The sequence below is a fragment of the Streptomyces sp. TAA204 genome (genome assembly GCF_000424965.1).
This window is the reverse complement of the sequence record NZ_AUKW01000009.1, coordinates 210214-236879: the sequence shown is the minus strand read 5'-3', so window position 1 is coordinate 236879 and position 26666 is coordinate 210214. Positions and strand designations below refer to the sequence as shown.

At 71.6% G+C, this 26666-nt stretch carries 21 protein-coding genes and 1 pseudogene; 13 read left to right on the top strand and 9 right to left on the bottom strand.

Annotation, left to right across the window (positions count from 1 at the left end; translation table 11 throughout):
- Positions 1–190 precede the first annotated feature (190 nt).
- On the top strand, positions 191–4099 hold the full coding sequence (locus tag H343_RS0115670) for an ABC transporter ATP-binding protein (RefSeq protein WP_028431930.1): 3909 nt from the start codon (positions 191–193) through the stop codon (positions 4097–4099).
- A 27-nt stretch (positions 4100–4126) separates the two neighbouring features.
- On the opposite strand, the gene H343_RS0115665 is transcribed toward H343_RS0115670, so the two are convergent.
- Positions 4127–4633, bottom strand: a complete 507-nt coding sequence (locus H343_RS0115665; RefSeq protein ID WP_028431929.1) for an NUDIX domain-containing protein — start codon at positions 4631–4633, stop codon at positions 4127–4129.
- Positions 4634–4739: 106 nt separating this feature from the next.
- Here H343_RS0115665 and H343_RS0115660 point away from each other — a divergent pair, with 106 nt between their 5' ends.
- Positions 4740–6149, top strand: a complete 1410-nt coding sequence (locus H343_RS0115660; protein WP_028431928.1) for a S28 family serine protease — start codon at positions 4740–4742, stop codon at positions 6147–6149.
- 134 nt (positions 6150–6283) lie between these two features.
- Here H343_RS0115660 and H343_RS30865 read toward each other — a convergent pair whose 3' ends face one another.
- Together H343_RS30865 and H343_RS0115650 are read right to left on the bottom strand one after the other, a co-directional pair.
- On the bottom strand, positions 6284–7189 hold the full coding sequence (locus H343_RS30865; protein ID WP_051265357.1) for a sugar phosphate isomerase/epimerase family protein: 906 nt from the start codon (positions 7187–7189) through the stop codon (positions 6284–6286).
- Positions 7190–7422: 233 nt separating this feature from the next.
- Entirely contained in the window at positions 7423–8616 is a 1194-nt protein-coding gene (locus tag H343_RS0115650; RefSeq protein ID WP_028431927.1) for a LacI family DNA-binding transcriptional regulator, read from the bottom strand.
- A gap of 323 nt (positions 8617–8939) precedes the next feature.
- Between H343_RS0115650 and H343_RS0115645 the strand changes: the two genes are divergently transcribed.
- The 10 genes from H343_RS0115645 to H343_RS0115600 all read left to right on the top strand — a co-directional run bounded on the left by H343_RS0115645 (position 8940) and on the right by H343_RS0115600 (position 19213).
- Entirely contained in the window at positions 8940–10058 is a 1119-nt protein-coding gene (locus tag H343_RS0115645) for a Gfo/Idh/MocA family protein (protein ID WP_028431926.1), read from the top strand.
- A gap of 34 nt (positions 10059–10092) precedes the next feature.
- Entirely contained in the window at positions 10093–11016 is a 924-nt protein-coding gene (locus H343_RS0115640) for a DUF6807 domain-containing protein (protein ID WP_028431925.1), read from the top strand.
- A 130-nt stretch (positions 11017–11146) separates the two neighbouring features.
- On the top strand, positions 11147–11890 hold the full coding sequence (locus H343_RS0115635; RefSeq protein ID WP_028431924.1) for a hypothetical protein: 744 nt from the start codon (positions 11147–11149) through the stop codon (positions 11888–11890).
- A gap of 89 nt (positions 11891–11979) precedes the next feature.
- Positions 11980–13263 carry an extracellular solute-binding protein gene (locus tag H343_RS0115630; protein ID WP_028431923.1) on the top strand — a complete coding sequence of 428 codons (1284 nt, stop codon included), beginning with the start codon at positions 11980–11982 and terminating at the stop codon, positions 13261–13263.
- Positions 13263–14288, top strand: coding sequence for a carbohydrate ABC transporter permease (locus H343_RS30860; protein WP_051265310.1), 1026 nt, complete (start codon positions 13263–13265; stop codon positions 14286–14288). Before H343_RS0115630 ends, H343_RS30860 begins: the two co-directional genes overlap by 1 nt.
- The gene (locus tag H343_RS0115620) at positions 14288–15154 is read left to right on the top strand and encodes a carbohydrate ABC transporter permease (RefSeq protein ID WP_028431922.1); all 867 of its coding nucleotides are present in this window, start codon (positions 14288–14290) and stop codon (positions 15152–15154) included. Before H343_RS30860 ends, H343_RS0115620 begins: the two co-directional genes overlap by 1 nt.
- A 5-nt stretch (positions 15155–15159) precedes the next feature.
- On the top strand, positions 15160–15801 hold the full coding sequence (locus tag H343_RS0115615) for a hypothetical protein (RefSeq protein WP_028431921.1): 642 nt from the start codon (positions 15160–15162) through the stop codon (positions 15799–15801).
- A 163-nt stretch (positions 15802–15964) separates the two neighbouring features.
- Positions 15965–17116 carry a Gfo/Idh/MocA family protein gene (locus tag H343_RS0115610; RefSeq protein ID WP_028431920.1) on the top strand — a complete coding sequence of 384 codons (1152 nt, stop codon included), beginning with the start codon at positions 15965–15967 and terminating at the stop codon, positions 17114–17116.
- A gap of 19 nt (positions 17117–17135) precedes the next feature.
- Entirely contained in the window at positions 17136–18350 is a 1215-nt protein-coding gene (locus H343_RS0115605) for a dihydrodipicolinate synthase family protein (protein WP_486586913.1), read from the top strand.
- The gene (locus H343_RS0115600) at positions 18347–19213 is read left to right on the top strand and encodes a sugar phosphate isomerase/epimerase family protein (RefSeq protein WP_028431918.1); all 867 of its coding nucleotides are present in this window, start codon (positions 18347–18349) and stop codon (positions 19211–19213) included. Before H343_RS0115605 ends, H343_RS0115600 begins: the two co-directional genes overlap by 4 nt.
- A gap of 132 nt (positions 19214–19345) precedes the next feature.
- Here the strand turns inward: H343_RS0115600 and H343_RS0115595 are convergent, their stop codons facing one another.
- Positions 19346–20152 carry an SGNH/GDSL hydrolase family protein gene (locus H343_RS0115595; protein ID WP_028431917.1) on the bottom strand — a complete coding sequence of 269 codons (807 nt, stop codon included), beginning with the start codon at positions 20150–20152 and terminating at the stop codon, positions 19346–19348.
- Positions 20139–20708, bottom strand: coding sequence for a PadR family transcriptional regulator (locus tag H343_RS0115590; RefSeq protein WP_037903863.1), 570 nt, complete (start codon positions 20706–20708; stop codon positions 20139–20141). The genes H343_RS0115595 and H343_RS0115590 overlap by 14 nt, the downstream gene beginning before the upstream one ends.
- Before the next feature lie 179 nt (positions 20709–20887).
- Between H343_RS0115590 and H343_RS0115585 the strand changes: the two genes are divergently transcribed.
- A complete protein-coding gene (locus tag H343_RS0115585; RefSeq protein ID WP_028431915.1) occupies positions 20888–21340 on the top strand; it encodes a nuclear transport factor 2 family protein in 453 nt (150 codons plus the stop codon).
- A gap of 60 nt (positions 21341–21400) precedes the next feature.
- On the opposite strand, the gene rbsD is transcribed toward H343_RS0115585, so the two are convergent.
- From rbsD to H343_RS0115560, 4 genes and pseudogenes are all read right to left on the bottom strand, one after another.
- The gene (gene rbsD, locus H343_RS0115580; RefSeq protein ID WP_028431914.1) at positions 21401–21799 is read right to left on the bottom strand and encodes a D-ribose pyranase; all 399 of its coding nucleotides are present in this window, start codon (positions 21797–21799) and stop codon (positions 21401–21403) included.
- A gap of 179 nt (positions 21800–21978) precedes the next feature.
- Positions 21979–23985, bottom strand: a pseudogene (locus tag H343_RS35935) (ABC transporter permease/substrate-binding protein).
- 37 nt (positions 23986–24022) lie between these two features.
- A complete protein-coding gene (locus H343_RS0115565) occupies positions 24023–25633 on the bottom strand; it encodes a sugar ABC transporter ATP-binding protein (RefSeq protein WP_028431911.1) in 1611 nt (536 codons plus the stop codon).
- Positions 25630–26637: a LacI family DNA-binding transcriptional regulator gene (locus H343_RS0115560; protein ID WP_028431910.1), complete on the bottom strand. Its 1008-nt coding sequence runs from the start codon at positions 26635–26637 to the stop codon at positions 25630–25632. The genes H343_RS0115565 and H343_RS0115560 overlap by 4 nt, the downstream gene beginning before the upstream one ends.
- Positions 26638–26666 lie beyond the last annotated feature (29 nt).

The window sequence follows — 26666 nt, the reverse complement described above, 5'->3', positions numbered from 1 at the left end:
CGGTAACCCTCCGGGCCCCGCCGCGTGCAGATCCCGCTCCGCTCGCGGCGGACGCCGCCCTCGTGCCGGACAGGACTTAGGTCTCAGGTCGGGTCTTCGCCGCGCGTCGCGCCCGGCGGGATGAATTCCTCTCGCCGGGACGTTGAGCCTTCGGCGGCAGCGTGTGCGGCCGGAGAGCGAGGGAGACAGGGTGACGGGGACGGAAGCGGCGGCCGGACAGCAGAGGTGGGCGCGGCGGTTGGCGGGATACTGCTGGCGCTACAAGCGCGCCGTCGTGCTCGCGGTCGGCGCCTCGCTCGCAGGCATGGGCGTCATGGCGCTCGTGCCGCTGCTCACCAAGTTCATCATCGACGAGGTCGTGGTGGGCGGTGACTCCCGGATGGTGCTGTGGATCGGCCTGCTGATCGCCGCCGCACTCGTCGTCTACGTACTCACCTGGGCCCGCCGCTACTACGGCGGCAGGCTCGCCCTGGACGTGCAGCACGACCTGCGCACCGAGATGTACCGCGCCATCGTCCGGCTCGACGGGCGCAGCCAGGACGAGCTGTCGACGGGACAGGTCGTCGGACGGGGAACGAGCGATCTGCAGCTCGTGCAGAGCCTGCTGTTCATGCTGCCGATGATGATCGGCAACGTGCTGCTGTTCGCCGTCGCCCTCGTGGTGATGATCGCGCTGTCGCCGCTGCTGACCCTCGTCTCGCTGGCCGTCTTCCCGTCCCTGTGGCTGATCGCCGACCGCAGCCGCAAACGCCTCTTCCCGGCGACCTGGTACGCCCAGCAGCAGGCCGGCGCCGTCGCCTCCGTCGTCGACGGGGCGGTCACCGGCGTGCGGGTGGTGAAGGGGTTCGGACAGGAGCGGCAGGAGAAGCGCAAGCTGCGCGACATCAGCCGCGAGCTGTTCGCCGCCCGGCTGCGCACCGTGCGCCTCAACGCCCGCTACACCCCGGCCCTGCAGTCCGTGCCCTCCCTCGGTCAGGTCGGCATGCTGGCGCTGGGCGGCTGGATGGCGACGCGGGGCGAGATCACACTCGGTACGTTCGTCGCCTTCTCCACCTACCTCGCACAGCTCGTCGGGCCCGTACGGATGCTCGCCATGATGCTGACCGTCGGGCAGCAGGCACGCGCGGGCGTCGAGCGCGTCTACGATCTGATCGACACCGAGCCGCAGATCAGCGAGCGCCCCGACGCGTACGAACTGCCCGCCGGGGCGGAGGCGTCCGTGGAGTTCGACGACGTCACCTTCGGTTACGAGCAGCACGAGACCGCCGGACGCGTCCTGGACGGTTTCCGGCTGCGTGTCGAGCCCGGCGAGACGGTCGCCGTCGTCGGCTCCAGCGGCAGCGGGAAGTCCACCCTCTCGCTGCTGCTGCCCCGCTACTACGACGTGACGGGCGGCGCCGTCCGGGTCGGAGGGCACGACGTACGCGATCTGAGCCTGGGCTCGCTGCGCTCCGCCATCGGGCTCGTACCCGAGAACAGCTTTCTCTTCTCCGAGACGATCCGCGACAACATCGCCTACGGCGCCCCCGACGCGACCGGCGAGCAGATCGAGGCCGCCGCACGCGTCGCACAGGCGGACGGTTTCATCGCGGAGCTGCCCGAGGGCTACGGGACCACGGTCGGCGAGCAGGGACTCACCCTCTCCGGCGGCCAGCGCCAGCGCATCGCGCTCGCCCGCGCCGTCCTGACCGATCCGCGGCTGCTCCTCCTCGACGACGCGACCTCTGCCGTCGACGCCCATGTGGAGCACGAGATCCACGAGGCGCTGCGCAGCGTGATGGCGGGACGGACCACCCTGCTGATCGCGCACCGGCAGTCCACGCTCGCTCTCGCCGACCGGATCGCGGTACTGGACGGCGGACGGCTCGCCGACGTGGGGACCCACGAGGAACTCGACGCGCGCTGTGCCCTCTACCGCCGGCTGCTGACCGACCCCGACGAACTGGGCGAGGTCCAGCGGGACCCGGCGGGCCTCGCCGCCTCCGGCCCGGCCGCCCCCGTCGCGTCCGCTTCCGCCGCAGCCGCTCCCGTCGCGCCCGCTTCCGCCGCAGCCGCCTCCCCCGGGGAGGGCGACGCCGCGGACCGCGGTGTCACCCCAGAGCTGTGGGTGCGCGGGGAGGACGAGGGCGGCAGTGCCGACGGACCGTCCGGACGTCCCGACCTCGGCGCCGCCCAGTCCGGACGTCCCGGAGGTTTCGCCGCCGAACTGGCCGCGATGCCCGGGAGTCCCGAACTCCTCGAGCGGGTGGCCGCGCTGCCACCCGCCGACGACGTCCCCGAAGTGGACGAGGAACGCGCGGAGCAGGCGGAGAGGTCCTACGGTCTGCGCCGCCTGCTGCACGGCTTCGGCGCCGCCCTCACCTTCGCGCTGCTCTTCGCCGCGCTCGACGCGGCGTTCGGGCTGGCGCTGCCCGTACTGATCCGCAACGGCATCGACGACGGCGTCCAGAAGTCAGCCCTCGGCGCGGTGTGGACGGCGTCCGCGGTGGCGCTGGTCATGGTGCTCGGCCAGTGGACGGCGCAGTACGTCGCCATGCGGCTGACGGGCCGCACCGGAGAACGTGTCCTGTACGCGCTGCGCGTGAAGATCTTCGCGCAGCTCCAGCGACTCGGACTGGACTACTACGAGCGCCACCTGGGCGGCGCCGTCATGACCCGGATGACCACCGACGTGGACGCCCTCTCCACGTTCCTGCAGACCGGGCTCGTCACGGCGGTCGTCTCCGTCTTCACCTTCCTCGGCATCCTCGTCGCGCTGCTCGTGCTCGACCTCCAGCTCGCCCTGGTCGTCTTCGCGACGCTGCCGGTGCTGATCGTCGGCACGGTCTACTTCCGGCGGCACAGCGTGAAGGCGTACGAGCTCGCGCGGGAGCGGGTCAGCGTGGTCAACGCCGACCTTCAGGAGTCGGTGGCCGGGCTGCGCATGCTGCAGGCGTTCCGTCGCGAGGAGCGGGGCACCGACAGGTTCACCCGGCGCAGTGACGGCTACCGGCAGGCGCGGGTGCGCGGTCAGTGGCTGATCTCCGTGTACTTCCCGTTCGTCCAGCTCCTCGCCTCGCTGGCCACCGCGGCGGTGCTCGTCGTCGGTTCGGGCAGGATCGACGCGGGAACCCTCACGGCGGGCGGACTGGTCGCCTACCTCCTCTACATCGAGCTGTTCTTCTCGCCCGTGCAGCAGCTCTCCCAGGTCTTCGACGGCTACCAGCAGGCGTCCGTGTCGCTGGGCCGCATCCAGCAGCTCCTGAGGGAGGAGACCACCACGCCGGAACCCGGGAACCCCCGCGATCCCGGCCCGCTGCGCGGCGAGATCACCTTCGAGAACGTGCACTTCCGCTACGCCACGGCGGACGGGGGCACCCATGAGGAGGAGGCGCTGACCGGCATCGACCTGTCCGTTCCGGCCGGCCAGACCGTCGCCTTCGTCGGTGAGACCGGCGCGGGCAAGTCGACCCTGGTCAAGCTGGTCGCCCGGTTCTACGACCCCACCTCGGGCGCCGTGCTGGCCGACGGCGCGGACCTGCGCACGCTGGACCTGCCGGCCTACCGGCACCGGCTCGGTGTCGTGCCGCAGGAGCCCTACCTCTTCCCTGGCACGGTGCGCGACGCCATCGCCTACGGCCGTGCGGACGCCACGGACGCCCAAGTGGAGGCGGCGGCACGGGCGGTGGGCGCCCACGAGATGATCGCCACGCTCAGCGGCGGCTATCTGCACACCGTCGCCGAGAGGGGGCGCAACCTCTCGGCCGGCCAGCGGCAGCTGATCGCGCTGGCGCGCGCCGAACTGGTCGACCCGGACGTCCTGTTGCTGGACGAGGCGACAGCGGCGCTCGACCTGGCCACCGAGGCGATGGTCAACCGGGCGACCGACCGGCTGGCGGGCACGCGCACCACTCTCGTCGTCGCGCACCGGCTCACGACGGCGGCACGGGCCGACCGGATCGTCGTCCTCGACCACGGACGGGTCGTCGAGGACGGCACACACGCCGAACTGCTGCGGCAGGACGGGCACTACGCGCGGCTGTGGCGCACCTTCGCCGGAGAGGGAGGCCCGGCCTCACTCCGCAAGGTCCCGGCGCAGACCCAGGGGTCGGAAGTCTGACGGGCGGACCGACGGCGGCCCCGCGCGTCAGGGGGCCGCCGTGCGGCACAGCTCCACGATGTACTCGTCGACGGTCTGCACCGTGCCGCCGCCCGGCAGCGGTTCCGTGCCGGCCCGCCAGTGCACCGCCGAGACCTCGTCGTTGGCGGTGAACTCGCACGGATCGGTCGCCTCGGCCGTGAACACCGCGCCGTAGAGCACCCGTCCGGCGGCTCCGAGGGCGGTACGGGTGTGCCCGGCGAAGCGCAGGTCCTCCGGCGCGACCCGCTGACCGGTCTCCTCCCGCAACTCCCGTACGGCAGCCGCACGCGGCGACTCACCGGGCTCGATGCCGCCCCCGGGCAGCTCCCAGCACTCCCGGGCCCGCTCCCAGACCATCAGCACACGTCCCCCGTGCCGGAGCACGACCAGCACGTATCGCGTGGGGGCGTCCTCGAACCGTGCGTCCTCCGGGAGTTGGCGGGCGTCGTGGAAGGAGAGCAGCGCCATCCCGCGGGGCCCGGTGACGAGGGGTGTGTTCCCGGAGTCCGTCATGCGCAGCACTCTATGCCGCGTCTCACGTACGGGCGATCAGGTCTGGCGGTGGGGCATCCGCGCCGGTAGGTTCGCCACGACCTTTGCCGTATCCAGGGGAGAGCGCATGCGAAGAACCCTCAGATGGCTGCTGTCGCTCACGGTGCTGATAGGCACCGTCGGCGTCGGCGGAGGGTCGGTGAACGCCGCCACAGCGGCGGAGACCGACATCAAGGACCGCATACTCGCGGTCAAGGGGATGAGCCTCATCGAGGAGAAGCCGGTCGACGGTTACCGCTTCTTCCTCCTCGACTACGAACAGCCGGTGGACCACCGCAAGCCCTCGAAGGGCACTTTCAAGCAGCGGATCTCGCTGCTGCACAAGGGCGAGGACCGCCCCACGATCTTCTTCACCTCCGGGTACGGGCTGAGCGAGAACCCTTCGCGCAGCGAGCCGACGCAGATGGTGGACGGCAACCAGGTGTCGATGGAGTACCGCTACTTCACCCCGTCCCGGCCGGACCCGGCCGACTGGTCGAAGCTGGACATCAAGCAGGCCGCCGACGACCAGCACCGCATCTTCAAGGCGCTGAACAAGATCTACGGTGAGCGCTGGATCTCGACCGGCGGCAGCAAGGGCGGCATGACGGCGACGTACTACCGCCGCTTCCACCCCCGGGACATGGACGGCACGGTCGCCTACGTCGCGCCCAACGACGTGAACAACAAGGAGGATTCGGCCTACTACCGTTTCTTCGAGGAGGTCGGCTCCAAGAAGTGCCGTGACCGTCTGAACTCCACGCAGCACGAGATCTTCGAGCGCCGCGACGAGATGGTGCCGCGGCTGAAGAAGTGGGCCAAGGAGGAGGGTTACACCTTCAAGCTGGCCGGCAGCGCGGACAAGGCGTTCGAACTCGTCGCGCAGGACCTGGTGTGGGGCTTCTGGCAGTACCACCTCGAAGAGGAGGAGTGCGCGGACGTGCCCTCCGAGGACGCCGGGACCGAGGAGCTGTGGACCTGGGCCGACGAGGTCGGCGGCTGGAGCGCGGGCACCGACCAGGGCATCGAGTACTACACGCCGTACTACTACCAGGCGGGCACCCAGATGGGTTCGCCCGACTACGAGTCGCCCCTCCTGGACGACGTGCGCAAGTACCCGGGCCTCAACACGCCGCGCACGTACGTGCCCCGCGACATCCCCATGAAGTTCGACCGCAGGGCGATGAAGGACATCGACAGGTGGGTGCGCTCCAACGCCTCCCGGATGCTCTTCGTCAACGGTCAGAACGACCCCTGGAGCGCGGAGCCGTTCACCGTCGGCAAGGGCACCGAGGACTCCCACGTGTACGTGGCCCCCGGAGCCAACCACGGCGCGAACATCGCCAAGCTGAACGAGGACGACCGTGCCGCCGCCACGAGTGCCCTGCTGAAGTGGGCAGGCGTGGAACCGGCGGAGGGTGCCGAGCCGAAGCGGCTGACGAAGCGCGACGCCGAGCTGGACCGGCCGGTCGAGCAGGAGCGGGTGCTGCGCCCGTAGGAGCGTGAACCGCCGGCACGTCCCGGCTGCCGGTCCGGCCGCCGGGCCGGGCCGGGCCGGGTCGGGGCGGGCCGGGTCGGGGCGGGCCGGGTCCGCCGGTCGTAGCGCTCAACAGGTGCCCGGCCCGGGCGCGTTCAGCCCGGGCCGGGCACCTGCATGTCGTCGGGTGTCCCGCCTGACGACTGCGCGAGCAGGCCCCGCAGGTGGTCCCGTACGCCCGGCAGCAGCGCGGGCAGTTCCGGAATCTCCGGGTACCAGCGCTTCTCGTACTCCCAGCACAGCCACCCCCTGGCGGTGTCCGCCCGGGCTCCCGCCGACGGCGTCCCCGCCGTGCCGACGGCCCCGATCGGGTCGCCCGCCTCGCCCGCGTGTGTCAGCAGTCCGATGACCTGACGCAGCGGCAGTACGCCCTCGCCGGGCGGCAGCGGCGTCGTGTCCTCGGCGGAGGCGATGTCCTTGACCTGCACGTAGCCGAGGAACGGCGCGAGCAGACGGTGGCTGGTGGCCGGGTCCTCCCCGCCGCGCCAGGTGTGCATCACGTCCCACAGCGCGCCCGCGGAGGCATGTCCCACGGCGGCCAGGACGCGGGCGGCGTCCTCGCCGGTGCTGTGCGAATCGTGCGTCTCCAGCAGGATGCGCACGCCCAGGTCCGCGGCGACCGGTGCCATGGCGGCCAGCCGCCGGGCCGCCGTCGCGTCGGCCTCCTCGGGGCCGCTGTCCCCGCCGCCGGGGAAGACCCGTACGTAGGACGCGCCCAGGTCGCGCGCGAGCTCCAGCAGGGCGCGCGTCCGTGCGAGTACTGCTTCGTCGTCACCCGGTTCGGCGACCTTCGCGTACCCGGCGACGGTCAGGATCTCCACCCCCGCGGCCTTGAACTCCTCCACCACGTCGACCCGCTCGGCGATCGAGAGCCCCGGGTGCACCGGTTCCTCGGGATGCGCACGCAGTTCCAGGCCCTCGAAGCCGTTGTCCGCGGCGAGCCGGACGGCGTCGGAAACGGGAAGACCTGGGATGCCAAGGGTGGAGAAAGCGAGTCGCATGAGCACAGCGGACCAGATGTCGGTGGTGTCGGACAAGCTCCGAACGTCAACTGCCCGTTTGTGCCTCCGCCCCGGGGTGTCCGTCCGTCATCTGTTCGGGTGCCCCGCCGGGGGGCGCTCAGACGGAGGAGATGCGGAGCGGAGGCGGTACCGGCAGCGCACCCCCGTGGAGCCGGCGGCGCACACCGCAGAGTGCGGGCGGGCGAGCGGGGGCGGTGCCGGGAGCCGGAGCCTCAGCCGCGCGGTGAGGCGGCGGGCGGCGCCGTCGAGGCGCGGGCCATGAGTTCGGAGCGTACGGTGGCGACGCCGCCGGGAGGAGGCGTCTCCCGGCCGAGCGCGAGCCGTCCCGCCCGCGCACCCGCGGCGTGCAGCGGGATGCGGACCGTGGTGAGCGCGGGGGAGGCGTCGGCGCTGAACGGCAGGTCGTCGAAGCCCGCCACGGATATGTCCTCGGGTATGCGCAGCCCCTGGTCGCGCAGCGCGGCGCAGATGCCCAGGGCGACGGTGTCGTTGGCCGCGAGGACGGCGGTCAGGTCGGGGACGCGGCGCAGCAGTTCGAGGGCGCCGTCGTAGCCCGAGGAGCGGTCGTAGGCGCCGCCGTGGACGGTGAAGCGGTCGGCGTCCTCCAGCAGCCCGGGCGCCCGCTCCAGCAGCGCGAGGCGGTGGCCCTCCAGGCGGTCACGGGTGGTGGTGCGGTCGGCGGGGCCCGCCACGTAGCCGATGCGGCGGTGGCCCAGGGCCAGCAGATGCTCCGTGAGACGCCGGCTGCCGCCGCGGTTGTCGAAGGCGACGGTGACGATGCCGTGGCCGCCGGACGCGGCCTGCCCGCCGGACGCGGGGTCTTCCGGTCTCCCCTCCCGAGTTGTCCCCTCCCGAGGGGCTGCCTCCGGAGGTGTCCCCTCCGGAGGGGCTGCCTGCCGCGCCTCCTCCGGGCCGAGCGGCGGACGGCCGCACAGCACGATGCGGGTGCCGCCGGCCGCGAGACGGCGCAGCCGCGTGGCCAGGGCCGCACTGTGCTTCTCGTCCTCGACGGCACCGCCCGTCAGCACCACGGCCGCCGCGCGCTGGCGCTGCAGGTGCGTGAGGTAGGTCAGTTCACTCTCCGGGGAGCCGCCGGTGTTGCAGACGACGGCGAGCTTCTGGCCGGACGTCCCCGGGCCGCTCTCGCCCATCTCGCTCTGCACGGCGCCGGCGATGATGCCGAAGAAGGGGTCGGCGATGTCGTTGACGAGGACACCGACGAGGTCGGAGGTGGCGGCGGCCAGAGCGCTGGCCGGGCCGTTGACGACGTACTGGAGCTCCTCGACCGCGCGCATGACCCGTGTGCGGGTGGCGCCCGCGACGGGGTAGTTGCCGCTCAGCACGCGCGAGACGGTCGCCGCCGAGACCCCTGCTCGCGTCGCCACATCGGCCAGAGTCACTGCCATCCAGTCCTCCGATTTCCACAGTCCACGTAACTACCTCGGGCAGCGCCCTCACCGGACGGTCGCGCACTGGTGCGGTGACGTGGCGGCGCGGTTGACGCGAAAGTGCATCAGTGCAGCGCACACGGCACAGTCGGGTTCGTCGGCGGCCGGCGCGCCCATGTTCTCACTCCGCGTGTCCTCCTGTGACCGCAACCGGCTCCCCGGCCGGTTCACGGCCGTGCGTTCCGGTCCCGTCGTGCACGGGGTCTTGTCCTGTCTTATCAAGCACCCTTACTGTCCTTCGACAGCAAGCGCTTTCTGTCTTTCGAAGGAGCCACTGCTGTATGCCGGACGAGTCAGTTCCCCCACGCGTCGCCGTTGTCGGTACCGGCGGCATCGTCACCGGAAGCCACCTGCCCGCGCTGCGTGCCCAGTCGGGCCGCGTACGTCTGACCGCCGCGGTCGACGTCGACGAGAGCCGGCTCGCCGGGTTCCTCGCCCAGGCCGGGGAGGGCGTGAGCGGATACCCCGGAGTGGCCGAGATGCTCGCGGCCGAGGAACCCGACCTGGTCCTGATCGGGACGCCGCCCGCCCTCCACGCCGAACAGACCGTCGCCGCCCTGCGTGCCGGAGCGTGGGTGCTGTGCGAGAAGCCGCTGTGCCTCTCGCTCGCCGAGTGCGACGCCATCGCCGCGGAGGAGGGCGACGAGGGCCCCTACGCCTCCGCCGTCTTCCAGCACCGCTACGGCTCCGGGGCCGCACACGCCCGCGAACTGCTGCGGGCCGGGGACCTGGGGACGCCCCTGGTCGCCCACTGCCAGACCACCTGGCACCGTGACGCCGGGTACTACTCCGTTCCGTGGCGCGGCCGTTGGTCCACCGAGGGCGGGGGGCCCACCATGGGCCACGGCATCCACCAGATGGATCTGCTGCTGCATCTCCTGGGGGAGTGGAGCGAGATACGCGCCATGGCCGGCCGGCTCGTGCACGACGTGCAGAGCGAGGACGTCTCCACAGCCCTCGTACGCTTCGAGAACGGTGCCATGGCCACCGTCGTCAACAGCGTGCTCAGCCCTGACGAGGTCAGCCGCATACGCATCGACTGCGCCGACGCCACAGTGGAGTTGACGCATCTCTACGGGTACGGCAACGACGACTGGGCCTACACCCCCGCGCCGCACGCTCGCCGGCAGCCGGAGCGCACATCGCACTGGCGCACTCCCGCGGCCGACGTCCCCAGTTCGCACGCCGCCCAGCTCAGCGGCTTCCTCGACGCCATGGAGAAGGGCCAACGCCCCCCGGGCAGCGGCCGGGACGCCCGCGACACCCTCGAATTCCTCGCCGCCCTCTACAAGTCGGCCTTCACGGCGGCACCCGTACACCGGGGAGAAATCACACCGCAGGACCCCTTCTACCGCACCATGCACGGCGATCACCCCGACTGGGCACCGAAGGAGCACTGACGCAGTCATGAACGCCCCCGACCCCCGAGGTCACCTGCCCGTCACCGTCGATCACGTCCACGGCGAGCGCATCGGCGTCACCGTGAACGGCACCGAAGTGATGCGCTACGTCTACGCCCCCGACCCCGTGGCCTTCGAGTCGCGCAAGCCGTACGCGCATCCGCTGCGCACCCTCGCCGGAGCCACGGTCACCGGATACCGGCCCAACGACCACCGCTGGCACAAGGGCCTCCAGATGACCGCCAGCCACCTGTCGGGCCAGAACTTCTGGGGCGGCAACTCCTACGTCCGCGGCGAGGGTTACCAGCCGCGCCACGAACTCGTCGGCTCCATGCGGCACGACGGCTTCGACACCTTCGAAGTGGCCGACGACAGACTCGACTTCACCGAACTGCTCACCTGGGTCGAGAACGGCGGCGAGGAGTGGGCGCACGAGCGGCGCGGTGTGGCTCTCCACTCGGCGGACGCGGGCAGCGGCACGTACGCGATCGACTGGCGCATCGAGCTCACCAACATCCGCGACCGCCCGCTGGAGTTCGGCTCGCCGACCACGCACGGCCGTGAGATGGCCGGCTACACCGGCCTCCAGTGGCGGGGCCCGCGCGACTTCACCGGGGGCAGGGTGCTCACCCCGGCCGGGCCGAGCACCGACGGGGAGATGATGGGGCAGCCGGCCGCGAAGCACCCCTGGATCGGTTTCGTGGGCGAACACGACGGCAGGGACGGGTACTCGACCCTCGTCTTCGCGCACGCACCCGGCAACGAGGAGTCCGTGCACGCCTCGCACTGGTTCGTGCGCTCCGAGCCCGTTCCCACCGTCGCCTTCTCCTGGGCCTTCTTCGAGGAGTTCGCCCTGCCGCCCGGCGGCTCCTTCACCTACGGCTACCGGATGCTCGTGGCGGACGGTGCCCGGGACGCGGACGCCATCGCCGGGCAGCTGGAGTCGATCCCCTGGTGAGCGGCCCCGGGGCGGCGGCCCGGGCCCCGACCCGAACACCGAGCACCGAGCACCGAACCAGGGACACCGGATCACGAAACACCGGATCACGGACACCGAACCACGTACACCGAGTCGAAGGAGACCGCACGTGCTGGACGCGCCACTGCCGGGCGGGATCGGCCTGTCGCACATCACCGCCTACGACTGGGAGGCCGCCGACGGGGTGTGCGGCGGCAGTCCCCACATCCACCTGGCCTGCACCGAGGCGTACGTCGTCACCGCGGGCGAGGGCGCCGTCCGGACGCTGACCCCCGAGGGCGGCTTCAACGAGACGCCGCTGGAGCCGGGCGTGATCGCCTGGTTCACACCGGGAACCGTGCACCGGATGGTGGACGGCGCGGGCCTGCGGGTGACCGTGCTGATGCAGAACAGCGGGCTGCCGGAGGCCGGCGACGCGGTGTTCACGTTTCCGCCGGAGGTGCTGGCCGACCCCGGGGCGTACGCCGCCGCTGCGGCGCTGCCCGCCAAGGAGGGCGCGGAAGCCGGCCGCGCGGCACGCGAGCGGCGCGATCTGGCCGTCGAGGGCTATCTGGTCATCGAAGCGGCGCTGAAGGCCGGCGACACCGGGCCCCTGCACGCGTTCCACCGGGCCGCCGCACGCCTTGTCGCCCCCAAGGTGGCTGCCTGGCGCCCGCGTTGGCGGGAGGGTGCGCTGGCCGCGGCCGAACGCACCGGCAGCCACCTCGACGCGCTCGCCGACGGTGACGCGGCCCACCTCTCCGGTGCCCGCGCCCACTCGGCCCAGCCCACGCGGCGCCGCGGCTACGGGATGTGCGGACGCAGGGACGAGTACGAACTGCCCGGCACCACGCTGCCCTACCACGGCGAATAGCACCCACCGCGCCGACCCGACCGCAGTCCCGCACCGCACCGACTCGCACCGCCCCGACCCGCACCGCACGCACCGGAAAGGTTCATCGCATGCCCGGACCCAGGACGAGGGCGTCCTGCGCGGCAGCCGTGGCGATCGCCCTGTGCGCGACGCTCGCCGGCTGCGGCGGCGGAGCCCCGGCAGCCGCCGACGGCAAGGTCACCCTCCGCTTCACCTGGTGGGGCAACGCCGACCGGGCCGAGCGCACCGAGAAGGCCGTGGCCGCCTTCGAAAGATCGCATCCCGGCATCGACATCCGCACCTCCTACTCCACCTACGACGCGTACAAGCAGAAGCTCGCCACCCAGGCGGCGGGCGGTGACGTGCCCGACCTCATCCAGCTCGACTACCGGCAGATCAGCCAGTACGCGGGTTCCGACGTGATGCTCGACCTGGGCCGGCAGCGCGCCGCCCTCTCCACCGACAGGATGGACCCGGACCTGCTGCAGACCGGGCAGGTCGGCGGCGTGCAGTACGCCCTGCCGATGGGTGTCGGCACCCAGACGGTCGCCTACGACAAGGAGGCATGGCGTGATGCCGGGGTGAAGACACCGCAGCCCGGCTGGAGTTGGCAGGACTGGGTGCGGGCGCTGCGCAAGGTGAAGGAGGACCGCGGCTCGTACGTGATGACCGATCCCGGCGCAGCCGAGGACCAGTTCGAGATCTGGCTGCGCGGACAGGGCAAGAAGCTCTACACCGACGACGGGCAGATCGCCTTCACCGCGGGCGACCTGGCTCGCTGGTGGTCCTTCACCTCGGCGCTGCGGAAGGAGGGGCTGGTCAGTCCGGCCACGGACACCACCCAGATGTCCGGGTCGGTGGAGGACGCTCCGATGGGACGCAAGAGGTCGATCGCGGAGTTCAACTGGGACGCGCCCTCCGCCGGTTACGAGGCGATGTACGGGGACCGGCTCGCCATCGCTCCCACCCCCACGGGTGAGGACGGCACGTTCGGTCAGTACTACAAGCCGTCGATGCTGCTCGGCATCGCCGCCAGCAGCGAACACCCCCGTGAGGCCGCGTCGTTCATCGACTTCCTGCTGAACTCCGACAAGGCCGCCGACATCCTCGGCGTCGACCGCGGCACCCCGGTCAACAGCACACAGCGCCGCCGGGTGCTCTCCACGGTCACCGGCTTCCAGAAGCAAGTGGCCCGGCTGCAGACCTCGTTGCAGGGCAAGCTGGAGGAGCCGCCGACCGCTCCTCCACGCGGTGACAACGGGCTGCAGTCGACCTTCCAGCGCGACTACGACCAGGTCTCCTTCGAGAAGCTCACGCCACGTGAGGCCGCGGAGGACTTCATCACCGAGGCACGGGCGGAGCTGAGGCCCTGATGGCGTTCCCGGGGACTTCCCGTACACAGCAGGCACCTTCCCCGACGGCGACCGCGCCCGTAAGGGCCCGGCAGGCCGCGGCCCGCACGGGCAGCGGCGCACCGGGCACGCGCCGGCGACGGTCCGGCCGCCCGCCCAGGCGCGAACGCCAGGGCGCCGCCTGGGTGTTCCTCTCGCCGTGGGTGCTGGGTGCGGCCGTGCTCACCCTGCTTCCGATGGCGGTCTCGCTCTACCTCTCGTTCACCGACTACAACCTCTTCGATCCGCCCTCCTGGATCGGTCTGCGCAACTACGCGCAGATGTTCACCGAGGACCCGCGGCTGCTCCGCTCGGTCGGCAACACCCTGCTGTACGTGCTTGTCGCCGTGCCGCTGCAACTCGCCCTGGCACTGGCCGTGGCCGTCGCCCTGAGGTCGATGAGGCGCGGCAGGAACTTCTACCGTTCCGCCTTCTACGCCCCTTCGCTGCTCGGTGCGTCCATGAGCGTCGCGCTGGTCTGGCGGGCGATTTTCAACGACGGCGGGACCGTGGACAATCTGCTGTCCGGTCTCGGCATCCACATCGGCGGCTGGGTCAACCGGCCCGGCTGGGCGCTGCTGAGCGTGGCGCTGCTGACCGTGTGGCAGTTCGGGGCGCCGATGGTCATCTTCCTGGCCGGGCTCCAGCAGATCCCGCGTGAGCTGTACGAGGCCGCGGCCGTGGACGGCGCGGGCCCGTGGCGGCAGTTCGCCTCGATCACACTGCCGATGCTCTCTCCCGTGCTGTTCTTCAACCTGGTGCTCCAGACCATCCAGGCGTTCCAGGTCTTCACTCCCGCCTTCGCGGTCAGCGGCGGCCGGGGCGGGCCCGCGGACTCCACGCTGTTCTACACGCTCTATCTCTACGACCGGGGCTTCACCGCTTCGCACATGGGCTACGCCTCGGCGATGGCATGGGTGCTGCTGGTCGCCATCGGCATCGTCACCGCGGTGCTGTTCCGCACCTCCCGCTCCTGGGTCTTCTACGCGAACGAGGAGGCCGCCTGATGTCCGTCACCGCCGTCCGCACGCCGCGCCGGGGGACCGGCCGGCGCCGCGTCGCCCTCCACGGGGGTGCACTTGCTGTGCTGCTCGTGCTGCTCTACCCGTTGGCCTGGCTGGTCGCGACGTCGTTCAAGCCGGCGGACGAAGTCCTCGCCAGCCTCACGCTGCTTCCCTCCCGGCTGGCCACCGAGAACTACGGCACCGCGGCCGAAGGCATCGAAGGCGTCACGCTGCTCCAGCTGTTCGGCAACTCGCTGACGATCTCGCTCGGTGCCGTTCTGGGCAATGTGCTCAGCTGCTCGCTTGCCGCGTACGCCTTCGCGCGGCTGCGGTTCACCATGCGCGGGCCGCTGTTCGCCTTCATGATCGCCACGATCATGCTGCCGCACCACGCCGTGCTGATCCCGCAGTACATCGTCTTCAACCAACTGGGCATGGTGAACACCTTCTGGCCGATGGTGCTGCCGAAATTCCTGGCCACCGACGCCTTCTTCGTCTTCCTCATCGTGCAGTTCATGCGGGGGCTGCCGCGCGAGCTGGACGAGGCGGCGAAGATCGACGGCTGCGGACCGTTCCGCATATTCGCGCGCGTGGTCCTTCCGCTGACCAGGCCCGCGCTGATCACCACCGCGATATTCACCTTCATCTGGACGTGGAACGACTTCTTCACCCAGTTGATCTATCTCTTCGAGCCGGAGAAGTACACACTCACACTGGCGCTGCGCACCTTCGTCGACACCTCCAGCCAGTCCGCCTACGGGCCGATGTTCGCGATGTCGGTGTTCGCGCTGCTGCCCATCGTGCTGTTCTTCCTGGCCTTCCAGCGGCTGCTGGTCGAGGGAATGGCCAACTCCGGGCTGAAAGGCTGACCAGGATGAGCACTTCGCGGACAGCCGGAGAGGACCGCGGCGACCTGTTCGGGGCGCGCTTCGAACTCTTCGCCGACGTCCTCGCGGTCGGCCTCGCGGTCTGGGCCGCCTCGCTGCCGCTGGTCACGTTTCCGGCCGCGCTGGCCACCGCGTGCACGCTGCTCAGACGCCGGTTGCTCTTCGCCGAACCGTGCACGGCCGGACGCTACTTCGCCGCACTGCGCACACGCGTGGCGCGGCGCGGCGAGTGGACGGCCGGGGCGTGCGTGCTCGGATTCGCCGCCCTGGTGGCAGCCGACGCCGGGCTCGCGACCGCGGGCCTGCCGGGGGCCGTGCCCTTCGCCCTGGTGCTGGCGGTGGTGGCGGGCGCGGCCGCGGTCGTCGGGCTGCGTGCGGCCGCGTCGCCCGAGGCCGAGCACGACGTGACGGGCGGCCTGTCGGGCGGCCTGCCGGGCAGCTGGCGTGCCGCGGTGCGGGCGGGCGCCGGCCGCACCGCGGCGGACCTCCCGGGCAGCGGCATGGTGGTGCTCGCGCTGTGCACGGCGGCCGTGTGCGCCTGGGCTCTGCCGCCCGTGCTCCTTCTGCTGCCCGGACCGCTCGCGCTGGCCCTGACCGCCGTCGAACTGCGACGGGAGCTGCGGAGTTGAGCCGGGCCGCCGCCCGGCGCGGCCCATTACGGTCACCGTTGTGTGCGGGCCCTCGGGCGGGGCCTCGCGGACCCGGGGAGAAGTGCGCTCGGCCATCCTTGAATGAAAGCGCTTGCTGTCCATCTTGCCCTCCCAGGAGCGGACCCCGAAGGAGACGATCCACGTGACACGCAGAACCGTGCGCATCGCCATGAACGGTGTGACCGGACGCATGGGCCACCGCCAGCACCTCGTCCGCTCGATCCTCGCCATCCGTGAGCAGGGCGGCATCGGCCTCGGCGACGGCAGTGTGCTGTGGCCCGAACCCGTGCTCGTCGGCCGCCGCGACCACGCCTTGAAGGAGATCGCCCTGCGGCACGGGCTCGACGAGTGGAGCACCGACCTGGACGCCGTACTGACGGACGAGGGCATCGAGGTCTACTTCGACTCGCAGGTCACCAGCGCCCGGGAGGGCGCACTGCGCAAGGCGATCGGCGCCGGCAAGCACATCTACACCGAGAAGCCCACCGCCACCGGGCTCGACGGGGCCCTGGACCTCGCACGGCTCGCGCACGCGGCGGGTGTCAAGCACGGAGTGGTGCAGGACAAGCTTTTCCTGCCGGGGCTGCTCAAGCTCAAGCGCCTCGTCGACGGCGGCTTCTTCGGGCGCATCCTGTCCGTGCGCGGCGAGTTCGGCTACTGGGTCTTCGAGGGCGACTGGCAGGAGGCGCAGCGGCCGTCCTGGAACTACCGTGCGGAGGACGGCGGCGGCATCGTCGTCGACATGTTCCCGCACTGGGAGTACGTGCTGCACGGGCTGTTCGGCAGGGTCACGTCCGTGACGGCGCGGGCCACCACGCACGTTCCGCGCCGCTGGGACGAGCAGGGGCGCGGGTACGACGCCACGGCCGACGACTCCGCGTACGGCATCTTCGAGCTGGACGGCGGCGTCATCGCGCAGATCAACTCCTCCTGGGCGGTGCGCGTCAACCGCGACGAACTCGTCGAGTTCCAGGTCGACGGCACCGAGGGCTCGGCCGTCGCCGGGCTGCGCCGCTGCCGCGCACAGCACCGGTCGGGCACGCCCAAACCCGTGTGGAACCCGGATCTGCCGGCCACGGAGCGGTTCCGCGAGCAGTGGCAGGAGGTGCCGGACAACGGGGAGTTCGACAACGGCTTCAAGGCGCAGTGGGAGCACTTCCTGCGGCACGTTGTCCTCGGCACGCCCTGGGAATCGGACCTGCTGGCGGGTGCGCGCGGCGTGCAGCTCGCCGAACTCGGCCTGCGGTCCTCGGCCGAGGGCCGGCGTCTGTCCGTTCCGGAACTGTCCCTCTGACGTGCCAGGGAGAAGCTCAGTGATCCGACTGCCCGACGAGAACGGGACGTTGCGCGCGTACCAGCCGCGGACCGAGCCCGCGGACCCGGTCGTGAGGCCACCGGACGCTGCCGGCAGCGCCGCGGCCGGCGGGAGCCGTGGCCCCGGCGCAGGCGGTGAACGGCCCGCCTCCCGCACGGTCTTCGCCGCGGCGCACGTCGTCGCCGATCCCTTCAGGGCGGCGCAGGCCGGTGCTCCGGCGGTCCTCCACTGGGACGCCACTCTCGCCTTCCGCCGTCACCTGTGGTCGCACGGCCTGTGTGTCGCCGAGGCCATGGACACCGCGCAGCGGGGAATGGGCCTGGACTGGTCCGTGGCGGCCGAGCTGTCCCGGCGCTCCGCCGCCGAGGCACGGGCCGTGGGAGGGCGTGTCGCCTGCGGTGCGGGAACCGATCAACTACCGCCCGGAGTACACGGGCTGGCAAGGGTGCGCGGCGCGTACGAGGAACAGTGCGAGGTGGTGGAGAAGGCCGGAGCCCAGGTGATCCTCATGGCCTCACGCGCCCTGGCCGCCACGGCCCGGGGCCCCGAGGACTATCTGGAGGTCTACGGGAAGCTGCTCCGCCAGGCCGCCGAGCCGGTCGTCCTGCACTGGCTCGGGCCCATGTTCGACCCCGCGCTGGAGGGTTACTGGGGGAGTCACGACCTCGACGCCGCCACCGGCACCTTCCTGCGGATCATCGCCGAGAACCCCGGCAAGGTCGACGGGGTGAAGGTCTCCCTGCTGGACGCCGAGCGTGAAGTGGCCCTGCGCCGCCGCCTCCCGGACGGAGTGCGCTGCTACACGGGAGACGACTTCCACTACCCCGAACTGATCGCCGGGGACGGACTCGGCCACAGCGACGCCCTGCTGGGCGTCTTCGACCCGCTCGCGCCGCTCGCCGCGGACGCCGTCCGCCGCCTCGATGCCGGGGACACCGCCGGGTTCAGGGCGGCGCTCGATCCCACCGTGACGCTCGCCCGTCACCTCTTCGAGCCGCCCACCCGCTACTACAAGACCGGCGTGGTACTGCTCGCCTGGCTCGCCGGACACCAGGAGCACTTCACCATGCCCGGCGGTCTGCACTCGGCCCGTCCGCTGCCGCACCTGGCCCGCGCCTACGAACTGGCCGACGGGCTGGGCCTCTTCCCGGACCCCTCGCTGGCGCGGTCGCGCATGCGGCAGCTCCTCGCCGTCCACGGGGTGCACGAGTGACCGCCGCGCCCGCCCGCTTCGCGGTCAACCAGGAGACGGTCAGACAGCTCTCCCTCCCCGAACTGGCCGCTGCCTGCGGCAAGCTGGGCGTCACCCGGGCCGGGCTGTGGCGCGGCCCCGTACGGGACCACGGTCCGGAGGCCACCGCCCGGCTGATGCGTGACGCCGGCCTGACGGTGACCTCCCTGTGCCGGGGCGGGTTCCTCACGGCCACCGGCCCGCGGGAGCGCGCCGGTGCTCTGGACGACAACCGCGCCGCCGTCGACGAGGCCGCGATCCTGGGCACCGACACGCTCGTACTGGTCTCCGGCGGCCTCCCCGCCGGCAGCCGCGACCTGCACGGTGCGCGGGAACGCGTCGCGGACGCCCTGGCCGAACTGGCCCCGTACGCGAGGGAGAGGGGCGTACGGCTGGCAATCGAGCCGCTGCATCCGATGTTCGCCTCCGACCGCTGCGTGGTCTCCACCCTCGCGCAGGCCCTCGACCTGGCGGAGCGCTTCCCGGCCGCCGAGGTCGGCGTCGTCGTGGACACCTACCACGTGTGGTGGGACGACCGGGCCCCGGCGCAGATCGCGCGGGCGGGCCGGGGCGGCAGGCTGGCCGCGTTCCAGGTCGCGGACTGGGTGACCCCGCTGCCGGAGGGCGTGCTGCTGGGACGCGGCCAGCTCGGCGACGGCTCGGTCGACCTGCGCGGGTTCCGCGAGGCGACGGAGGCGGCGGGCTACTCGGGCCCCGTCGAGGTGGAGATCTTCAATCCCGGCCTGTGGGCGAGGGACGGCGCGGAGGTGCTGGCCGAGACGGTCCGGCGGTTCGTGCGGCACGTACTGCCGGAAGGGGGCCGGGAGCCGGAGCCGAGGGGCTGAAGGAGAAATTCCGCAACTCGCGCAACCGCTGGGCGGCGCCGTGGGTCTACTCCAGTACTCGGGCCTCCTTGGGGAGCCGGAGGCCGAGGGGGTACGAGGGGCCCGGCCGTGGAGGCCGGGCCCCTCGAAGTGTCACGGCGCTCCGGGCGCACGGACGGGAAGGAGCTCCGGCCGTGCGGCCGTACGGCCGTCGCCGGAGGAGCGGCCGCGCAGGCGCCTTCCCAGCCAGGGCCCCAGAAAGGCCGCCGCCCACCGCATCTCGTTCGCGGCGGCGCTCAGCGCCCCGGCGCCCGGCAACCCGGCGGGGACGCCCGGTTCGGCCGGAGGCAGCGGGTGCGTCCAGCTCTCGTCGCTGCCGGGCAGGCGCAGCGCGTGGGCGACGGCCGCGGCGATGCGTGCGTGACCGACCGGGCCGGCGTGGAGGCGGTCCGGGCTCCACAGGCGCGGATCGACGGCCACGGGGTGCAGGGCGGTCTCGGCGACGGCGACGCCGTGGCGGTGTGCGGCGTCGCGGATGCGGTCGTTGAGAAGGCGTATGCGGGAGCCGAGGGGCCGGGCGAGCGGGATCGTGCGTGCCATGTCGGGGAAGGTCAGCGTCGCCACATGTGCGCCCTGGGCGGTGAGCGCCGCGAACATCGCCTCCAGATGACCGGCGACCCCGTCCGCGTCGAACCGGGGCCGCAGCAGGTCGTTGACCCCGGCGACGACGGTGGCCAGGTCGGGGCGCAGCGCGAGGGCGGGAGCGAGCTGTCCGGCGCGGACCTGGCCGGCGAGACGGCCGCGCACGGCCAGGTTGGCGTAGAGGAGTCCGGGACTCGTCTCCGCGAGCTGCTCGGCGAGCCGCCCGGCCCAGCCGGGCAGGCCCGCGCCGCTGTCGCCCAGCCCTTCGGTCTGGCTGTCGCCCAGGGCGACGTAGCGCACATACTCACCGCGGGGCACGGGCCGCCCGCCTCTCCCGCAGGACCTCGGCGCTGCGTTCGCACCAGTCGCGGTTCCCGCGCTCGAAGGCGAGGCCGCGAAGACAGGTCAGATACGGCCCGATCCGCGCACCGTGGCGCAGGAACTGCTCCTCGGAGCACTCGCCGCGCAAGCCGCGCAGCAGGGCCTCGAACAGCTCGATCTTGGCTTCGGCGAACGCCGCCCGTTCGGTGAGCTGGGCGATGAGCGCCCCGGTCTCGACGTGGTCGGCGGTCTGGACCTTGACCAGCAGGTCGTCACGGATGAAGGAGGGTTTGGCGGTGGCCGCCGCGAACTTCTCCATCTCGGCGAGGCCGTCGTCGGTGACCCGGAAGAGGCGCTTGTTGGGACGGGTGTCCTGTACGACTTCGCGGCCTGTGACCAGCCCGTCCTTCTCCAGCGCGGCCAGTTCGGCGTAGAGCTGCTGAGGCAGCGCGTGCCAGAAGTTCGCCACGCCCTTGTCGAACGCCTTGGCCAGCCGGTATCCGCTCAGCTCCTCGTTGAGCAGTGCCGCGAGCACGGCGTGACGCAGAGCCATCGGGATGCCGCCCCCTCTCATCGGTCTCTCCGGTTCCGCCTCTGTCGGGCCGGACCTCCGTCATGATACTCAAGAAAGTGACTATTCAGTTTTCTGAGTACCACGGGCGGGGCGGTGAGCACCGGTGGCCACCGTGAGCACCGGCGAGTACCGGGAAGCCAGACATCCGGGAGCAGTTCATGAACGACGAGTCGACGACCGCGGCCGGGCTCTTCCGCGCCGCTGTCGAGAGCGGTGATCTCACCGCTCTGGAGAACCTGTTCACCGAGGACGTGCGCCTCTACAGCCCGGTGAAGTTCACACCCTTCGAGGGCAGGGAGACAGTGCTGGGCCTCTTCGGTGTCCTGCTGCGCACCTTCGAGGACCTGCGCTACGTCGGGCATCTGGACGGCACGGCGGAGACGTGCGCCGACGGCAGCCAGGCCCCGTCGGCTGTGCTGCTCTTCCGGGCCACCGTGGGAGGCAGGCAGGTGCACGGCATCGACCTGCTGCAGTCCGGCCCGGAAGGGAGGATCAAGGAGCTTACTGTGATGGTCCGTCCGGAGTCCGCTGTGCGTGCGGTGGGAGAGGCCGTCCTGGAGGGGCTCGTCGCCGACGGGCTCGTCCCGGCCTCCCCGCCCCGCAAGGGCTGAGCGCCGGGTGCCCTCCCGGCACCGGAACTCCGGCCGGAGCACCGCTGGATCGGCACGCCCCTAGAACGCCACCCCGCAGTGCAGCAGCACGTTCGCGTACGGGCGGACCTCGCCCGTACGCACGATGAGCCGGGCCCCGCGCGTGCGGTCCTTCAACTCCTCGTGCGGGACGAGCTCCAGGGCGGGGAAGAGGCCCTCGAGTTCGGCGGCCGTCTCCGGGTTGCGGTCCTTGACCTCGCTCGCCGCGGTGGCACCCTCCACCACGAGTTCGTCGAGCAGACCGGCGAGCACCTCGGAGAAGCGCGGGACACCCGCGCGGAACGCGAGGTCGACGACGTGGGGGCCGTGCGGCCCGTCCGGGATGGGCAGTCCCGCGTCGCACACCACGACCCGGTCGGTGTGGCCGAGGAGGGCGAGGGCCCCCGCGAGGTGACGGTTGAGGATTCCCGACTTCTTCATCCGGCCGACTCCTTCTGCTGCGTTGCGTGCCCTGCCTCCCGCGGGTCGGGCGGGAGGGCGGTGCGGCGGCGGCCGGCCCTCGGCGCGGCCGCCGCCGCCTTCCGTGCTCACGGAGTTGCCTGCCCCCGCCCGGCTGCGGCCGCGTGGCCGGTGGGCCGCCGGGCGGACGGGCGGGCGCCTCAGGAGTACCGGTCGACGTTCTTGCTGTTCACCGTCACCACAGGCACCTTGATCTCGCTGTCCGGGTCGTTGCCCTCGACCTCGCGGATCGCGTTGCGCACCGCCATCTTGCCCAGCTCGACGGGCTGTTGGGCGATGGTGGTGTTCATCGTGCCCTTCTTGACGGCCTTGAGCCCGTCCGGCGTGCCGTCGAAGCCCACGACCTTGACCTGCTTGCCGGCCTTGCTGCCCAGCGCCTTGACGGCGCCCAGCGCCATCTCGTCGTTCTCGGCGAAGATGCCGGTGGCCTCCGGGTGGGACTGGAGGAGGTTGGTGGCGACGTCGAGCCCCTTGGCCCGGTCGAAGTTGGCGGGCTGCTTCGCGACTACCTCGATGTCCGGGTACTTCTTGATCTCGGACATGAATCCCTTGCCGCGCTCACGCGAGGCGGAGGTGCCCGGCTGACCGCGCAGCACGATGATGCTGCCCTGCTCGTCGAGCTGTTCCGCCAGGCTCTGCGCCGCCTTCTTGCCGCCGGAGACGTTGTCGGAGGCCACGGTCGTCGCGATCTCGGCCTTGTTGACCGTGCGGTCGACGGCGACGACCGGGATGCCGGCGTTGGTGGCGGCCTTGACGGAGGGGGCGGCGGCGTCCGAGTCCACCGGGTTGATCATGATCGACTTCACGTTCTGGCTGGTGAAGTTCTGGATCTGGTTGGCCTGCTGGGAGGCGTCGTCCTGGGCGTCCTGGATGCTCAGTTCGGCGCCGTGCGACTTGGCCTCCTGCTCGGCGCCCTTCTTCATCTCCACGAAGAAGGGGTTGTTGAGCGTGGACAGGGCGAGGCCGAGCTTGATGCCGTCCTCGTCCCCGGTCTTGGCCGAGCCGCCGCCGCACCCTGTCGCGGCCGTGCATATCAGTGCCGCGGCGGTCACTACGGCATATGTGCTCTTTCTCTTGCTCATTGCTGCGTTCCTAGCAGTCGAGGGCAGATGAAACGAACGGCGTGTGAGCCCCCCGTGGCGCGAGGGTCGAGCGTGACGGCGAACCCACCCGATGCGCAGGGATCATGCGCGACGACGGAGTGTATCGAGCAGCACGGCCAGAGCAATCACTGCCCCGATGACGACTTGCTGCCAGAAAGCGGATACGTCGAGCAGGTTGAGGCCGTTGCGCAGAACCGCCAGGATCAGTGCGCCGATCAGAGTGCCGGAGGCTTTTCCGACACCGCCCGCGAGACTCGCCCCGCCGATCACCACGGCGGCGATCGCGTCGAGTTCGTACCCCATCGCCGCCTGCGGCTGCGCGGAGGCCAGCCGCGAGGCCAGCACGATCCCGGCGACGGCCGCCAAGGCTCCCGAGAGCCCGTAGACGACCAGCTTCTGACGGCGCACCCTGATGCCCGACAGGCGTGCCGCCTCCTCGTTGCCGCCGATGGCGTACATCGAACGGCCGCTGTACGTACGGGAGAGGACCAGCGAGGTGATGCCGCCGGCGACGACCATCACCAGCAGCGGCATCGGGAACCAGCCGCCCATCGTCTCACCGACGGTCGCGACGGAGGCGGGGAGCGCGATGGGGGTGCCGTCCGACAGGACGAGCGAGAGTCCGCGGCCGATCGAGAGCATCGCCAGGGTGGCGATGAAAGGCGGCAGCTTGCCGTAGGCGATGAGGCCGCCGCTGACGAGGCCGCAGGCCAGGCCCGTACCGATGGCGAGCAGCACCGCCATCCACGCCGGAAGCCCCTGGGTGGTGGCCGTCCAGCCGAGAACGATCGCCGAGAGCGCCGCGACGGAACCCACCGACAGGTCGATGCCTCCCGAGACGATGACGAAGGTGACGCCGAAGGCGAGGATCGCGGTGACGGCGGCCTGCACGCCGACGTTCAGCAGATTCTGGGTGCTGAGGAAGTCGGGCGACATGACGGTCAGCGCCACGATCAGGACGATCAGTGCGCTGAGCGCGCCGTTCTCCAGCAGCACCTTGCGCAGCACCGGCTGCGCGGGAGCCCGCTTGCTCTGTTTGTCCAGCCGGTGCCCCTGGCCCGGGCCGCTGCTGCTGTCGATGTCAGTGGCCACGGAGGCCCTCCCTGTCCTTCGTCCCGGTTGCGAGGGCGCTCTCCCGGTGCGCGGTGCCCACGGCCAGTGCCATCACGTCGTCCTGCGTGGCTTCCCGCGCGGTGAGTTCGCCCGCGATGCGGCCCTGGGCCATCACGAGGATGCGGTCGCTCATGCCCAGCACCTCGGGGAGGTCGCTGGAGATCATCAGGACCGCGTGGCCGGACGCCGTCAACTCGTTGATGAGTTCGTAGATCTCGACCTTCGCGCCGACGTCGATGCCGCGGGTGGGCTCGTCGAGGATCAGCACACGGCTCTGCGCCAGCAGCCACTTGCCGATGACGACCTTCTGCTGGTTGCCGCCGGAGAGGGTGCCGGTGCGCTGAGCGAGTCCCGACATGCGCACCCCGAGCCGGCGGGCGATGCGGTCCGCCGCCTCACGCTGCCCCGGCAGGTCCACGATCCCGGCGCGGGTGTCCCGGCGGAGCGTGACCAGGCCGAGGTTGTCGCCCACTGAGGAGTCCAGCAGCAGGCCCTGGCCCTTGCGGTCCTCGGGGACGAGCCCGATACCGGAACGCAGCGCGGCGCCGATGTCGTTGCGGCGCAGCCGTCTGCCGTCCACCTCCACGGTGCCCGCGTCGTAGGGGTCCGCGCCGAAGACCGCGCGCGCCACCTCCGTACGGCCCGCGCCCACCAGGCCCGCCAGGCCCACGACTTCGCCCGCCCGCAGCTCGAAGCCGATGTCGGTGAAGCTGCCCGCGCGGCGCAGTCCGCTGACGCGCAGCAGCGGTGCGCCCTGCCGCTGTCCGGCGTTCGCCTCGCCGGTCACACGCGGGTACTGCTGCTCGATACTGCGGCCCACCATCATCCGTACGAGGTCGTCGCGCGGGGTGTCCGCCGGTGCCTGGCCGACGCTGCGGCCGTCGCGGAGCACGGTGACCCGGTCGCCGAGCGCGGCGATCTCCTCGAGGTGGTGGGTGATGAAGACGATGCCGACACCCTCGGCCCGCAGCCGCCGCACCAGTTCGAAGAGCCTGACCACCTCGTCGGCGGTGAGAGCCGCCGTCGGCTCGTCCATGATCAGCACGCGGGCGCGCAGGCTCAGCGCCTTGGCGATCTCGACCATCTGGCAGCGGGCGATGCCGAGTTCACGCACCGGCGTGGCCGGGTCGATCTCCACGCCGACGCTGCGCAGCAGTTCGGCGGCGTCCGCGTTCATGCGCCGGCGGTCCAGCAGCCCGAAGCGGCGCGGCTGGCGGCCCAGGAAGATGTTCTCGGCCACGCTGAGGTGCGGCACGAGGTTGAACTCCTGGTGCATCGTGGCCACACCGAGCCGTTCCGCGTCGCCGGCCGCGTGGATGCGTACGGGCCTGCCGTCGCGCAGGACCCGTCCGGAGTCGGCACGGTGGACGCCGGAGAGGACCTTGATGAGTGTGCTCTTGCCCGCGCCGTTCTCTCCGAGCAGTACGTGCACCTCGCCCGCGCGCAGGTCGAAGTCGACGCCGTCGAGGGCGACCACACCGGGAAAGGTCTTGACGATGCCCTCGGTGCGCAGCAACTCCGGTCCTGCCGTGGGACGTTGCGGTGGCGTCGGGCGATGTGGGGGGTCGGGCGGAGTCAACTTCGGCTCCCTTCGCTCTCGCCGCAGGAGCGGCGTGTGACAAGGCGGGCGGTGAGGGTGACGGAGGCGGCGCTCCGTCCCTCCACGACGTTGATCAGCGCCTCCACCGCGCGGTGTCCCAGTTCCTTGGTCGGCTGGGCGATGGCGGTGATGGGGGGATCGGTGTGCAGGAACCACGGGATGTCGTCGAAGGCCGCGAGCGCCATGTCCCCGGGCACCCGCAGCCCCCGGCGGCGCAGTTCGTCCATGGCGCCGAGGGCCATGAGGTTGTCGGTGGCGAAGATCGCGTCGGGCGGTTCGGGCAGGTCGAGGAACGCGGCGGTGACGCGTCTGCCGCTCTCGGTCTGGAAGTCGCCCTCGCCGGTGTACTGCTCGGGCAGCGGCAGCCCGTGCGCGGCCAGCCCCGAACGGAAGGCCGCCACCCGCTCGTTGCCCGTGGTCGTCTCGCTCGGCCCGCCGATGATGGCCGGCCGGCGGTGGCCGAGGGCGTGGAGGTGACCGACCAGGTCGTGCACGGCCGCGCGCCCGTCGGCGTGGATGACGGGCACGTCCACGCCGTGAATCCACCTGTCCACGAAGACCATCGGGGTGCCGGCTGCGGCGGCGTCCCGGATCATCGCAGTGCCGCCGTCCGTCGGGGAGACCAGCAGCCCGTCGATGCGCCGCTCCAGGAGCGTGCGCACATGGTGGTCCTGGAGGGCGGCACGCTCGTCGGCGTTGCCGATGATGACGCTGTAGCCGCGCTCGCGGGCGGCGTCCTCCACGGCGCGCGCCAGTTCGGTGAAGAACGGGTTGAGCACGTCGCTGATGACGAGGCCGAGGGTGCGCGTCTGATGGGTGCGCAGGGACCGGGCGACGGCGTTGGGCCGGTAGCCGAGGTCGTCGACCGCGGACAGCACGCGGGAGCGGGTGTCCGGGCGTACGGCCGGGTGGTCGTTGAGCACCCGTGAGACCGTCGCGACGGAGACGCCCGCCGCGGAGGCCACGTCCTTGATGCTGGTCAACTGTCCTGCCCGGATGGGTCGTTCATGCT

Coding starts and splice junctions, on each gene's coding strand:
- H343_RS0115620 (WP_028431922.1), top strand. CDS start 14,288: ATGTCCGTCACCGCCGTCCGCACGCCGCGCCGGGGGACCGGCCGGCGC.
- H343_RS0115660 (WP_028431928.1), top strand. CDS start 4,740: ATGCGAAGAACCCTCAGATGGCTGCTGTCGCTCACGGTGCTGATAGGC.
- H343_RS0115615 (WP_028431921.1), top strand. CDS start 15,160: ATGAGCACTTCGCGGACAGCCGGAGAGGACCGCGGCGACCTGTTCGGG.
- H343_RS0115585 (WP_028431915.1), top strand. CDS start 20,888: ATGAACGACGAGTCGACGACCGCGGCCGGGCTCTTCCGCGCCGCTGTC.
- H343_RS0115645 (WP_028431926.1), top strand. CDS start 8,940: ATGCCGGACGAGTCAGTTCCCCCACGCGTCGCCGTTGTCGGTACCGGC.
- H343_RS0115665 (WP_028431929.1), bottom strand. CDS start 4,633: ATGACGGACTCCGGGAACACACCCCTCGTCACCGGGCCCCGCGGGATG.
- H343_RS30860 (WP_051265310.1), top strand. CDS start 13,263: ATGGCGTTCCCGGGGACTTCCCGTACACAGCAGGCACCTTCCCCGACG.
- H343_RS0115590 (WP_037903863.1), bottom strand. CDS start 20,708: ATGGCTCTGCGTCACGCCGTGCTCGCGGCACTGCTCAACGAGGAGCTG.
- H343_RS0115650 (WP_028431927.1), bottom strand. CDS start 8,616: ATGGCAGTGACTCTGGCCGATGTGGCGACGCGAGCAGGGGTCTCGGCG.
- rbsD (WP_028431914.1), bottom strand. CDS start 21,799: ATGAAGAAGTCGGGAATCCTCAACCGTCACCTCGCGGGGGCCCTCGCC.
- H343_RS30865 (WP_051265357.1), bottom strand. CDS start 7,189: ATGCGACTCGCTTTCTCCACCCTTGGCATCCCAGGTCTTCCCGTTTCC.
- H343_RS0115630 (WP_028431923.1), top strand. CDS start 11,980: ATGCCCGGACCCAGGACGAGGGCGTCCTGCGCGGCAGCCGTGGCGATC.